The sequence below is a fragment of the Burkholderia sp. MSMB1588 genome (assembly GCF_001546925.1).
GTDB lineage: Bacteria > Pseudomonadota > Gammaproteobacteria > Burkholderiales > Burkholderiaceae > Burkholderia > Burkholderia humptydooensis.
The window spans coordinates 2,579,832-2,592,506 of the sequence record NZ_LNJS01000001.1 but is presented as its reverse complement, the minus strand read 5'-3'; the positions used below and the strand labels follow the sequence as shown (position 1 = coordinate 2,592,506).

13 protein-coding genes are annotated in these 12,675 nt (G+C 66.6%); all 13 read left to right on the top strand.

Going from position 1 to position 12,675, the window contains the following annotated elements:
* Positions 1-2 precede the first annotated feature (2 nt).
* The 13 genes from fabG (at position 3) to era (ending at position 12,670) form a co-directional block, all read left to right on the top strand.
* Complete coding sequence (gene fabG, locus WS92_RS23470) at positions 3-752, top strand: 3-oxoacyl-ACP reductase FabG (protein ID WP_059933989.1); 750 nt, start codon at positions 3-5, stop codon at positions 750-752.
* Between the two features lie 143 nt (positions 753-895).
* The gene (gene acpP, locus WS92_RS23465; protein WP_004197638.1) at positions 896-1,135 is read left to right on the top strand and encodes an acyl carrier protein; all 240 of its coding nucleotides are present in this window, start codon (positions 896-898) and stop codon (positions 1,133-1,135) included.
* A 156-nt stretch (positions 1,136-1,291) separates the two neighbouring features.
* Entirely contained in the window at positions 1,292-2,530 is a 1,239-nt protein-coding gene (fabF, locus tag WS92_RS23460; RefSeq protein WP_009913173.1) for a beta-ketoacyl-ACP synthase II, read from the top strand.
* A gap of 11 nt (positions 2,531-2,541) precedes the next feature.
* Complete coding sequence (locus WS92_RS23455; RefSeq protein ID WP_059933987.1) at positions 2,542-3,015, top strand: protein YgfX; 474 nt, start codon at positions 2,542-2,544, stop codon at positions 3,013-3,015.
* Positions 3,016-3,121: 106 nt separating this feature from the next.
* On the top strand, positions 3,122-3,721 hold the full coding sequence (gene rpoE / locus WS92_RS23450; RefSeq protein ID WP_006025804.1) for an RNA polymerase sigma factor RpoE: 600 nt from the start codon (positions 3,122-3,124) through the stop codon (positions 3,719-3,721).
* Between the two features lie 81 nt (positions 3,722-3,802).
* The gene (locus WS92_RS23445) at positions 3,803-4,405 is read left to right on the top strand and encodes a sigma-E factor negative regulatory protein (RefSeq protein WP_059933985.1); all 603 of its coding nucleotides are present in this window, start codon (positions 3,803-3,805) and stop codon (positions 4,403-4,405) included.
* A gap of 5 nt (positions 4,406-4,410) precedes the next feature.
* Positions 4,411-5,466 carry a MucB/RseB C-terminal domain-containing protein gene (locus WS92_RS23440; RefSeq protein ID WP_015601294.1) on the top strand — a complete coding sequence of 352 codons (1,056 nt, stop codon included), beginning with the start codon at positions 4,411-4,413 and terminating at the stop codon, positions 5,464-5,466.
* Positions 5,467-5,482: 16 nt separating this feature from the next.
* Positions 5,483-6,991: a DegQ family serine endoprotease gene (locus tag WS92_RS23435; RefSeq protein ID WP_059933983.1), complete on the top strand. Its 1,509-nt coding sequence runs from the start codon at positions 5,483-5,485 to the stop codon at positions 6,989-6,991.
* Positions 6,988-7,239, top strand: a complete 252-nt coding sequence (locus tag WS92_RS23430; RefSeq protein ID WP_006025808.1) for a glutaredoxin family protein — start codon at positions 6,988-6,990, stop codon at positions 7,237-7,239. Before WS92_RS23435 ends, WS92_RS23430 begins: the two co-directional genes overlap by 4 nt.
* Before the next feature lie 236 nt (positions 7,240-7,475).
* Positions 7,476-9,269, top strand: coding sequence for a translation elongation factor 4 (lepA, locus tag WS92_RS23425; RefSeq protein ID WP_006025809.1), 1,794 nt, complete (start codon positions 7,476-7,478; stop codon positions 9,267-9,269).
* Positions 9,270-9,284: 15 nt separating this feature from the next.
* Positions 9,285-10,178: a signal peptidase I gene (lepB, locus tag WS92_RS23420; protein ID WP_059933981.1), complete on the top strand. Its 894-nt coding sequence runs from the start codon at positions 9,285-9,287 to the stop codon at positions 10,176-10,178.
* Positions 10,179-10,327: 149 nt separating this feature from the next.
* Entirely contained in the window at positions 10,328-11,701 is a 1,374-nt protein-coding gene (gene rnc, locus WS92_RS23415) for a ribonuclease III (RefSeq protein ID WP_059933979.1), read from the top strand.
* A gap of 69 nt (positions 11,702-11,770) precedes the next feature.
* On the top strand, positions 11,771-12,670 hold the full coding sequence (gene era, locus WS92_RS23410) for a GTPase Era (RefSeq protein ID WP_059933977.1): 900 nt from the start codon (positions 11,771-11,773) through the stop codon (positions 12,668-12,670).
* Positions 12,671-12,675: the final 5 nt, after the last annotated feature.

Genomic DNA, 12,675 nt, shown 5'->3' with positions numbered 1-12,675 from the left:
GCATGGACAAGACTCTCGACAAACAAGTCGCGATCGTCACCGGCGCGTCGCGCGGGATCGGCCGCGCGATCGCGCTCGAACTCGCGCGCCGCGGCGCAATGGTGATCGGCACCGCGACGACCGAAGCGGGCGCCGAGGGCATCTCGGCCGCATTCAAGGAAGCCGGGATCGAAGGCCGCGGCGCCGTGCTGAACGTCAACGACGCGGCGGCGGTCGACGCGCTCGTCGAAGCGACGCTCAAGGAATTCGGCGCGCTGAACGTGCTCGTCAACAACGCCGGCATCACGCAGGATCAACTCGCGATGCGGATGAAGGACGACGAGTGGGACGCCGTGATCGACACGAACCTGAAGGCTGTGTTCCGCCTGTCGCGCGCGGTGCTGCGCCCGATGATGAAGGCGCGCGGCGGACGCATCGTCAACATCACGTCGGTCGTCGGCTCGGCCGGCAATCCGGGTCAGGTCAACTACGCGGCGGCGAAGGCAGGCGTCGCGGGGATGACGCGCGCGCTCGCACGCGAGATCGGCAGCCGTGGCATCACCGTGAACTGCGTCGCGCCGGGCTTCATCGATACCGACATGACGAAGGCCCTGCCGCAAGAGCAGCAGGCCGCGCTGAAGACGCAGATTCCGCTCGGCCGCCTGGGCAGCCCGGAGGACATCGCGCACGCAGTGGCGTTCCTCGCGTCGCCGCAAGCGGGCTACATCACGGGCACGACGCTGCACGTGAACGGCGGCATGTTCATGTCGTAACGGATTTCGTTTACCATCCGCGCCGTGCATGCGCATTCGCGCATCGGCGCTTGTCTGGCCGCAAAGCCGGCGCGCATTTTGGGCAGCATCAAACCTGTTAAAATGCGCGCACTTGTAAATTTGAACTTTCCCTCGGAGGGGTAATGGACAATATCGAACAACGTGTCAAGAAGATCGTCGCCGAGCAACTGGGCGTCGCCGAAGCTGAAATCAAGAACGAAGCGTCGTTCGTGAACGACCTCGGCGCGGATTCGCTCGACACGGTTGAACTGGTGATGGCGCTCGAAGACGAGTTCGGCATGGAAATCCCGGATGAAGAAGCCGAGAAGATCACGACCGTTCAGCAAGCGATCGACTACGCTCGCGCGAACGTCAAGGCGTAACACGCGCGTCGTCTGCAAGTTTTTGCACACGCTGCGCCGGATGCGCGATCGCGTCGGCGTTCTCGCCGGCCGAGCTAACAGCCACAGGGCTCGCAGGGGTGGTTCCTGTGGCCGCTGTGGCTTTTGTTTTTGTCATTCAATGGAAAAGAGGTTACCGTGAGCCGCCGTCGTGTTGTTGTTACAGGCCTTGGGCTGATTTCGCCTGTTGGCAATAATGTTGCCGACGGCTGGGCCGATCTCGTGGCCGGCAAGTCCGGCATCGTCAATATCACGAAGTTCGACGCGACGAACTTCTCGACCCGCTTCGCAGGCGAGGTGAAGGGCTTCAACGTCGAGGACTACATCCCGGCGAAGGAAGCGCGCCACATGGATACGTTCATCCATTACGGGATCGCGGCCGGCATGCAGGCGATGCAGGACAGCGGCTTCCAGGTCACCGACGAAAACGCGGAGCGCGTCGGCGTCGTGGTCGGCTCGGGCATCGGCGGGCTGCCGATGATCGAAGTCACGCAGACCGAACTGCTCAACCGCGGCCCGCGCCGGATCTCGCCGTTCTTCGTGCCGGCGTCGATCATCAACATGATCTCCGGCCACCTGTCGATCAAGTTCGGCATCAAGGGCCCGAATCTCGCGCTCGTCACCGCGTGCACGACCGGCCTGCACTGCATCGGCGAGGCGGCGCGCCTCATCGAATACGGCGACGCCGACGTGATGATCGCGGGCGGCGCGGAGGCGACCGTGTCGCCGCTCGGCATCGGCGGCTTCGCGGCGGCGCGCGCGCTGTCGCAGCGCAACGACGATCCGGCGACGGCGAGCCGTCCGTGGGACAAGGACCGCGACGGCTTCGTGCTCGGCGAGGGCGCGGGCGTGATGGTGCTTGAGGAGTACGAGCACGCGAAGGCGCGCGGCGCGAAGATCTACGCGGAAATCGCGGGCTACGGGATGAGCGGCGACGCGCATCACATGACGGCGCCGCTCGAGGATGGCGACGGCGCGCGACGTTGCATGCTGGCCGCGCTGCGCAACGCCGGTGTCAACGTCGATCAGGTGAGCTACCTGAACGCACACGGCACGTCGACGCCGCTCGGCGATCTCGCGGAAACCATCGGCATCAAGCGCGCATTCGGCGATCACGCGAAGCAGATCGTCGTCAATTCGACGAAGTCGATGACGGGCCACCTGCTCGGCGGCTCGGGCGGGCTGGAATCGGTGTTCACGGTGCTGGCCGTCCACAACCAGGTGTCGCCGCCGACGATCAACATCTTCAACCAGGACCCCGCGTGCGATCTCGACTATTGCGCGAACGAAGCGCGCGAGATGAAGATCGACGTCGCGTTGAAGAACTCCTTCGGCTTCGGCGGGACTAACGGCACGCTGGTCTTCAAGCGCGTCTGACGCGGGGTCGCTTGACGGAGCCGTTCCACGCCGCATCGGCAGGCGCGCAGCACAACGTGCTGCGCGCGTCGGCGTGCCTGCGCACCGCGTGCGCGCTGTTCGTGGCGGCCGCCGGCGCGGCGGTCTACGCTTGTGCGGCGCCGCTCGTCGGCAGCGGCGGGGCGGCGGCGCTCGCGGGGCTCATCGCGGCGCTCGTCGCGTTGCGCGCGCGGGCCGCCCGCGCGCGGCGTCAGCCGGCTGCGTTGCAGATCGATGCCGGCGCGGGCGTGCTCGCGGCGTTCGACCGCGACGGGCGGCTCCTCGCGCGCGGGCAGATCGCCGGCTGCACGCAATGGGGCGATCTGCTCGTCGTGCTGACGGTGCAAGGCCGCGGCCGGCGCGCGACGCCGCTCGTCATTCCGGCTGACGCGGTCGACGCGCCCGTGTTCCGCGCGCTCTGCGTGCTGGGCCGGCGCGCCGCGCGCGGGACGCTCGCGGCGGCATGACCGCTTTCGCGGCCGGCCGTTTCCGGTCGAAAACGCCCATGAGCGGCTCGAGCGGGAACGTTACAATAGCGCTCCGCGTTGCTTCCCTCGTTTACGGATTTGTCAGGTGAGTGAAAAAGAAATCGATCAGGCACTGGTCGAACGCGTACAGAATGGCGACAAGGCGGCGTTCGAACTCCTGGTCTCCAAATACCACCGCAAGATCATCCGGCTGATCTCGCGCCTCGTGCGGGACCCCGCGGAGGTCGAGGACGTGGCCCAGGACGCGTTCATCAAGGCGTATCGCGCGTTGCCGCAGTTCCGCGGCGAGTCGGCGTTCTACACGTGGTTGTACCGGATTGCCGTCAATACGGCGAAGAACTACCTTGCGACCCAGGGTCGCCGGGCGCCCACGTCCACCGACGCGGACGCCGAAGAGGCTGAAACTTTCTCCGACGCCGACCAACTAAGGGATATCAACACGCCTGAGTCGATGTTGATGAGCAAGCAGATCGCCCAGACGGTCAACGCCGCGATGGCGTTGTTGCCGGAAGAGTTGCGAACGGCCATCACGCTGCGCGAGATCGAAGGCCTGAGCTACGAAGAGATCGCGGAGATGATGGGATGCCCGATCGGCACCGTCCGCTCGCGGATCTTTCGCGCCCGCGAGGCGATCGCGGCAAAATTGCGGCCGCTTCTCGATACGCCGGAAGGCAGGCGCTGGTGAGCGCCTGCGGCGAATCGAAGCGGCTTGGGGTCTAGTTACGGAGTCGTGTGTCACGACGGGGTGTGCAAGATGGGGAGCATCATGGGGTCGGTCTCTACGCAGTCGCAGGCGTGCTCGCAACGCGAGCGCATGTCCGCTCTGGTCGACGGCGAAGCGCCTGAGGGCCTTTCGCTGAAACAGATTCTCGCGGGGCTCGCCGACGCCGAGCGCGCGACGTGGGCGCAATATCACGTGATCGGTGACGCGCTGCGCTCCGACGAGCTCACGCTCGAGCCCGCCGAGAGCCGCGCGTTCATGGCCCGCTTCTCGACGAGCCTCGCGGCCGAGCCGCACCTGCTCGCGCCCGCGGCCGCGCCTGTCGCGCGCCGGCTGCTGGCGCTGCGCCGCCGCGTCGTGCCCGCGTTCGCGGTCGCCGCCGCCGCGGCGACGCTCACGTGGATCGTCGTGCCGCAGATGCAGGGCGCCGGCGCGCCGGGCGCCGTTCAGGTCGCGTCGGTGAGTCCCGCGCAGCAAGGCCCGCTGCAACGCGTGGCGGCCGCGCAGACGGGCGTGCAGGACGTGAACATCATCCGCGACGCGAGCCTCGATCAATATCTCGAAGCGCATCAGCAATTCGCGCAGCAGCCCGTCGTGACGGGTTCGATGCCGGTCATTCGTACCGCCGTCGCCACGCAAGGCCAATAAACTCGATGCGGACGTTGCAGTTGAATCAAGCCCCCCTAGGTTGGAGACGGCTGCCGGCGCTGTTGCTGTGCGCGGCCGCGCTGTTGTCCGTCCAGTCCGCCGCCTCTGCGCAGCAACCCGACGATCCCGTGGCCACCCGGCGCCAGGCGGCCGAGTGGCTCGATCGCCTCCAGCAGGCCGCGCAGCAGCAGAACTACGAAGGGACGTTCGTCTATCAGCGCGGCGCGTACGTGCAATCGTCGCGGATCGTTCATGTCGCGACGAAGGGCGACGGCGAATACGAGCGCGTCGAAAGCCTCGACGGCAAGCCGCGCAAGCTACTGCGCCACAACGACGATCTCTACACGTTCGTGCCCGAGCGGCGGCTCTGCGTCGTCGAGCGCCGCCAGAACAAGGATTCGTTTCCCGCGCTGCTCGGCGCGAGCGGCGAGCAGGTGCTGTCCGTCTATGAGCCGAAGTCGCTCGGGCGCGATCGCGTCGCGGGCCTCGACGCGCAGGTCGTCGAGCTCGTGCCGAAGGACGCGTACCGCTTTGCGTACAAGCTGTGGACCGACGCGAAGACGGGGCTTCTGCTGCGCTCGCAGACGCTCGACGCCGACGATCGCGTGCTCGAGCAGATCGCCTTTTCGCAACTGCAGCTCGGCGCCGCTGCGCCGAGCCAGAAGACCGCGATCGCGGCCGGCATGCGCAATCTCGGCGGCTGGACCATCGTGCGGCCGCCCGTTTCGCCCGTCGACATCGAGGCGCAGGGCTGGCAGATCGCGCCGACCGTCGCGGGCTTCCGCAAGATCCGCGAAGTGCGCCGCCCGATGGCCGCGCGCGACGCGAACGATCCGCCGATTCCCGTCGACCAGGCCGTGTTCACCGACGGCCTCGCGACGATCTCGGTCTTCATCGAACCCGCCGAGAAGAACAGCCGCAAGGAAGGGGCGGGCAGCACGGGCGCGACGCACGTGCTCGTCAAGCGCCGCGGCGATTTCTGGATCACGGTTCTCGGCGAAGCGCCTCCCTCGACGTTGCAGCAGTTCGCGTCTGCCATAGAATACAAGGCTTCCAAGTAACCTTTCGGTTTCCGACATGATGAATCCCTCGCTGCGCACCTGGCTCGTCGCCGCGGCGGTGACGGCCTTGACGCCGCTTGCCGCGCAATCGGCGATGGCGGCTCCGAATGCCACGACCGCGCCCGCCGCAGCGGGCGCCGCGCCCACGACGCGCGCGGGTCTGCCCGATTTCGCGGACCTCGTCGAGAGAGTCGGCCCGGCGGTCGTCAACATCCGGACGACGGCGAACGTGCCGGCCGACACGCGCGGCGCGCTGCCGCCCGGCCTCGACAACGGCGACATGTCGGAATTCTTCCGCCGCTTCTTCGGCATTCCGCTGCCGCAGCCGCCGGGCGGGCAGAAGAACGCGCCGAGCACGCCCGAGGCGCCCGACACCGAGCAGAACCGCGGCGTCGGCTCGGGCTTCATCCTGTCGCCGGACGGCTATGTGATGACGAACGCGCACGTCGTCGACGACGCGGACACGATCTATGTGACGCTCACCGACAAGCGCGAATTCAAGGCCAGGCTCATCGGCGTCGACGAGCGCACCGACGTCGCGATCGTGAAGATCAACGCGTCGAGCCTGCCGACCGTCGCGATCGGCGATTCGAACCGCGTGCGCGTCGGCGAGTGGGTCGTCGCGATCGGCTCGCCGTTCGGCCTCGACAACACGGTCACGGCCGGCATCGTCAGCGCGAAGGGCCGCAACACCGGCGACTACCTGCCGTTCATCCAGACGGACGTCGCGGTCAACCCCGGCAACTCGGGCGGCCCGCTCATCAACATGCAGGGCGAGGTGATCGGCATCAACTCGCAGATCTACAGCCGCACGGGCGGCTTCATGGGCATCTCGTTCGCGATTCCGATCGACGAGGCGATGCGCGTGGCCGAGCAACTGAAGGCGTCGGGCAAGGTCACGCGCGGCCGGATCGCGGTCGCGATCGGCGAGGTGACGAAGGAAGTCGCCGATTCGATCGGCCTGCCGAAGGCGGAAGGCGCGCTCGTCAGCAGCGTCGAGCCGGGCGGCCCGGCCGACAAGGCCGGCCTGCAGCCGGGCGACATCATCCTGAAGTTCAACGGCCGTCCGGTCGAAACGGCGTCGGATCTGCCGCGCATGGTCGGCGACACGAAGCCGGGCACGAAGGCGACGGTGACGGTGTGGCGCAAGGGGCAGTCGCGCGATCTGCCGATCACGATCACGGAATTCCCGGCCGACAAGACCGCGAAGGCCGACAGCCGCCAGGCGCCGCAGCAGAAGCCGCGCAGCAGCGCGCTTGGCCTGACGGTCAGCGACCTGTCGCCCGATCAGTTGAAGACGCTCAAGCTGCGCAACGGCGTGCAGATCGACGCGGTCGACGGGCCGGCCGCCCGCGCGGGGCTGCAGCGCGGCGATATCGTGCTGCGCGTCGGCGACGTCGACATCACGAGCGCGAAGCAGTTCGTCGACGTGACGTCGAAGCTCGATCCGCAGCGCGCGGTCGCGGTGCTCGTGCGGCGCGGCGACAACACGCAGTTCATCCCGATCCGGCCGCGCCAGAAGTGAGCGCCGCGCGTTTCACGCTGTACGGCCGCGGCTGGTGCCATTTGTGCGACGACATGCGCGACGCGCTCGCGCCGGTGGCGGCCGAATGCTCGGCGAGCGTCGATTATGTCGACATCGACGCGGAGCCGGCGCTCGTCGCGCGCTATGACGAGGACGTGCCGGTGCTGCTGCTCGACGGTGTCGAGGTATGCCGGCACCGGTTCGACGAGGCGCGGGTCAGGGAAGCGCTCGCGCGGCGCGGGGCGTGAAGCGCTGCGCGATGAAGCGCGCCAAAGGAAGCGCGGCGGTCTCGCCGCCGCTCGCGCCCGACGACTCGCCGCGCACTTCGAACGATCGCGCCGCAGGTCGCCGGCCGGTGCATGTCCGGACGTCCAAAATGCCGCCCCTGGCGGGCCTTTTCGGCTAAAATAAGCCGTTTTTTCACCGACTTACAAGGCGTGCTCTGCGGTCGTCGAGCGCGCCTTTTTCGCTTGATCGGCACTGAATGGATCATATTCGCAACTTCTCGATCATCGCGCACATCGACCACGGCAAGTCGACGCTCGCGGATCGCATCATCCAGCTTTGCGGCGGCCTGTCCGACCGCGAGATGGAAGCGCAGGTGCTCGACTCGATGGATCTCGAGCGCGAGCGCGGCATCACGATCAAGGCACAGACCGCCGCGCTCACCTATCGCGCGCGCGACGGCAAGGTCTACAACCTGAATCTCATCGATACGCCGGGGCACGTCGACTTCTCGTATGAAGTGAGCCGCTCGCTGTCCGCGTGCGAAGGCGCGCTGCTCGTCGTCGACGCGAGCCAGGGCGTCGAGGCGCAGACGGTCGCGAACTGCTACACGGCAATCGAGCTCGGCGTCGAAGTGGTGCCCGTCCTCAACAAGATCGACCTGCCGGCCGCAAACCCGGAGAACGCGATCGCCGAGATCGAGGACGTGATCGGCATCGACGCGACCGATGCGGTGCGCTGCAGCGCGAAGACGGGCCTGGGCGTCGAGGATGTGCTCGAATCGCTGATCGCGAAGGTGCCGCCGCCGAAGGGCGATCCCGATGCGCCGCTGCAGGCGCTCATCATCGATTCATGGTTCGACAACTACGTCGGCGTCGTGATGCTCGTGCGCATCGTCAACGGCACGCTGCGCCCGAAGGAAAAGATCAAGCTGATGGCGACCGATGCGCTGTATTCGGTCGAGCACGTCGGCGTGTTCACGCCGAAGTCGCGCAATCTCGAATCGCTGTCGGCGGGGCAGGTGGGCTTCATCATCGCCGGCATCAAGGAACTGACGGCCGCGAAGGTCGGCGACACGGTCACGCACGCGACGAAGCCCGCGCCCGAGCCGCTGCCGGGCTTCAAGGAAGTGAAGCCACAGGTGTTCGCGGGCCTCTATCCCGTCGAGGCGAACCAGTACGACGCGCTGCGCGAATCGCTCGAGAAGCTGAAGCTGAACGACGCGTCGCTGCAGTACGAGCCCGAAGTGTCGCAGGCGCTCGGCTTCGGCTTCCGCTGCGGCTTCCTGGGGCTGCTGCACATGGAGATCGTGCAGGAGCGGCTCGAGCGCGAGTTCGACATGGACCTCATCACGACCGCGCCGACCGTGGTCTACGAGGTCGTGCAGAGCGACGGCACGACGATCAGGGTCGAGAACCCGGCGAAGATGCCGGAGCCCGCCCGGATCGCCGAGATCCGCGAGCCGATCGTGACGGTCAACCTGTACATGCCGCAGGACTACGTCGGCTCGGTGATCACGCTGTGCGAGCAGAAGCGCGGCTCGCAGATCAACATGCAGTATCACGGCCGGCAGGTGCAGCTCACGTACGAGATCCCGATGGCGGAAATCGTGCTCGACTTCTTCGATCGGCTGAAATCGGTGTCGCGAGGCTACGCGTCGATGGACTACGAGTTCAAGGAATACCGGACGTCCGACGTCGTGAAGGTCGACATGCTGATCAACGGCGACAAGGTCGATGCGCTGTCGATCATCGTCCACCGTTCGCAGTCGCAGTATCGCGGCCGCGAAGTCGCGGCGAAGATGCGCGAGATCATTCCGCGCCAGATGTACGACGTCGCGATCCAGGCGGCGATCGGCGCGCACATCATCGCGCGCGAGAACATCAAGGCGCTGCGCAAGAACGTGCTCGCGAAGTGCTATGGCGGCGACATCACGCGCAAGAAGAAACTGCTCGAAAAGCAGAAGGAAGGCAAGAAACGAATGAAGCAGGTGGGTTCGGTCGAGATCCCGCAGGAGGCGTTCCTGGCGATCTTGCGAGTCGAAGACAAATAACAGGACTGATCCTTTATGAATTTTGCGTTGATCCTTTTTGTGCTCGTCGTGCTGACGGGCATTGCGTGGGTGCTGGACAAGCTGGTTTTCCTGCCGCAGCGGAAGAAGGCGGCAGACGCGGCGGTCGCCGAGTTCGACCGCCAGCAGGAGCGGATCGGCGAGCGCTTCGCCGACGAGAACGCGCCGCAGACGCGCGCGCGGCTGCGTGACGAGAAGCTGCGCCAGCCGTGGTGGCTCGAATACACCGCGAGCTTCTTTCCGGTGATTCTCGTCGTGTTCGTCGTGCGCTCGTTCGTCGTCGAGCCGTTCAAGATTCCGTCGGGCTCGATGGTGCCGACGCTCGTCGTCGGCGATTTCATCCTGGTCAACAAGTTCGACTACGGCCTGCGTCTGCCGATCACGAACCGGAAGATCACCGCAGGCCGTCCGCTCGAACGCGGCGACGTCGTCGTGTTCCGCTATCCGAAGGACGAATCGGTCGACTACATCAAGCGCGTGATCGGCCTGCCGGGCGACACGATCGCGTATCAGGACAAGAAGCTGACGATCAACGGCCAGCCCGTGCCCGAGACGCCGCTGCCGGACTACTTCGACGAAGAGCGGATGAACTACGCGAAGCAGTTCGAAGAAACGCTCGGCGCGCGCAAGAACGCGATTCTGAACAATCCGTCGGTGCCGCCGTTCGTGATGGGCGCGGACGACTATCCGTATCGCAACAATTGCCAGTACGACAGCCGCGGCGTCGCCTGCAAGGTGCCGCCTGGCCACTACTTCATGATGGGCGACAACCGCGACAACAGCGCCGACAGCCGCTACTGGGGCTTCGTGCCGGACAAGAACATCGTCGGCCGCGCGTTCTTCATCTGGATGAACTTCAGCGAGCTCAAACGCATCGGCTCGTTCAACTAGCCGCGCCGAACGTTGCGACACGCCGCGCACGGGCTGCGAGGCGTGTTGCCGAACCACTTTAAGAACCAGCGGCAATGCCGCCTCGTCACGCCTTTTCGCGCCAGGCCGCGTTTCCCGACCGAAGCGGCGCCCGCGTTATACTCCTGTCCATGCCCTTATCCCAGTTGGAAAGCCGGCTGCGCTATGAATTTCGCAATGCGGAATTGTTGCGCCAGGCTTTGACCCATCGCAGTCACAGTGCCACGCATAACGAACGGCTCGAGTTTCTCGGCGATTCCGTTCTGAATTGCGCGGTGGCCGCCCTTTTGTTTCAGCGCTTCGGCAAGCTGGACGAAGGCGATTTGTCGCGCGTGCGGGCGAATCTCGTCAAGCAGCAGTCGCTGTACGAAATTGCTCAGGCCCTCAATATCTCGGACGGCCTGCGGCTCGGCGAAGGCGAGCTGCGCAGCGGCGGATTCCGAAGACCGTCGATCCTCGCGGACGCATTCGAAGCCATCATCGGGGCGGTGTTCGTCGATGGCGGCTTCGAAGCCGCCCAAGGGGTCATCAAGCGGTTGTACGTGCCGATTCTCGACCACATCGATCCGCGCACGCTCGGCAAGGATGCGAAGACGCTGCTGCAGGAATACCTGCAGGGCCACAAGATCGCGCTGCCGACCTATACCGTCGTCGCGACGCATGGTGCGGCGCACAATCAGCAATTCGAAGTCGAGTGCACGGTGCCGAAGCTGGACATCAAGGTGTCCGGCTCGGGCGCGAGCCGCCGCGCGGCCGAGCAGGCCGCCGCGAAGAAGGCGCTCGACGAGGTGATGGCGGTTGCGCCGATGCTCGCCGCGAAGCCGAAGCGCTCGAAGAGCGCGCGCGGCGCGAAGCATGTGGAGCCGGAGATCGTGCCGGGCGTGAAGGGCGTGCAGGAGGCGCTCGACCTGCGTTCGCCGGACCGCAAGGAGCGCGGCGCGAGCCGCGTGGCGGGCGACGAAGCGAAGGGCGCCGAGCCGAAGGCGGTCGATCCGAAGGCCGTGGCCGACCCGAAGTCGGGCGACGCGAAGCATGGCGAGCCGAAGGCTGCGGAGTCCTGCGCGGATGACTCGAAGGCGGCCGAGGCGAAGACGCCCGAGGCAAGAGCCTCGGCGGACGCGAAGGCCGGTGCGCAGACCCACGCGGCCGCTTCGCCCGTCGTGCCTGCGCAGGCCGACGACGTGGCCGCCCGTTCGCCCGCGGCCACGCCCGTCGCGGTGATCCGCGCGGCGCACGTCGAGCACGGCGCCGACAAGAGCGAGCCGCGCGCGTCGAAGCCGGCCGAAAAATCCGCTTCGACGGCCGACAAGCTGCCGGAGAAGGCGAGCGACAAGCCGTCGCCGGAGAAATCGGCGGAAAAGCCGATGGAAAAGCCGGACGCCGCCGTGCGCGTCTCCGCGGGAACGGCCGACCGGCCGCCGCGCGCGCGCGACGCGTCGTCGTCCGCCACCGCCGAGCCCGATCTGGCCGCCGCGCCCGTGCGCGTCGCCGACGCGGGGCATTGACATCGTCCCAATCGACATCGCGGTCGCGCACGGTCGCGCGGCCGCTTCCGAACCCAGCAGCAGCCTGATATGAACGCACCCGCTCCCACCGGTTTCCGTTGCGGCATGATCGCGATCGTCGGCCGTCCGAACGTCGGCAAGTCGACGCTGATGAACGCGCTCGTCGGCCAGAAGATCAGCATCACGTCGCGCAAGGCGCAGACGACCCGCCACCGGATCACCGGCATCCGCACGCTCGACGACGCGCAATACATCTTCGTCGACACGCCCGGCTTCCAGACGCGCCACAGCACCGCGCTCAACCGGTCGCTGAACCGCGCGGTGACGTCGACGCTGACGTCGGTCGACGCGATCCTGTTTGTGATCGAGGCGGGCCGCTTCGGCCCCGACGACCAGAAGGTGTTCGACCTGATTCCGCCCGGCACGCCGACGCTCCTCGTCGCGAACAAGCTCGACCGCGTATCCGACAAGGGCACGCTGTACCCGTTCTTCCAGAAGATGGGCGAGCTGCGCGAGTTCGCGGAGATCGTGCCGCTGTCGGCGAAGCATCCGGAGGACATCGAGCGGCTGATGAACACGGTCAAGCCGTATCTGCCGGAAGGCGACGCGATCTACGGCGAAGACGACCTGACCGACCGCAGCTCGCGCTTCCTCGCGGCCGAGATCCTGCGCGAGAAAGTGTTTCGCTGGACGGGCGACGAGTTGCCTTACACGAGCACCGTCGTCATCGACAAGTTCGAGGAGGAGGGGCGGCTCACGCGCGTGTTCGCGACGATCCTCGTCGAGCGCGATTCGCACAAGGCGATGGTGATCGGCAGGAAGGGCGCGAAGCTCAAGCAGATCAGCACCGAGGCGCGGCAGGACATGGAGAAGCTGTTCGACGGCCCCGTCTATCTCGAGACCTTCGTCAAGGTGAGGAGCGGCTGGGCGGACAACGAAGCGGGGCTGCGCGCCTATGGGTACGAATGACAGGA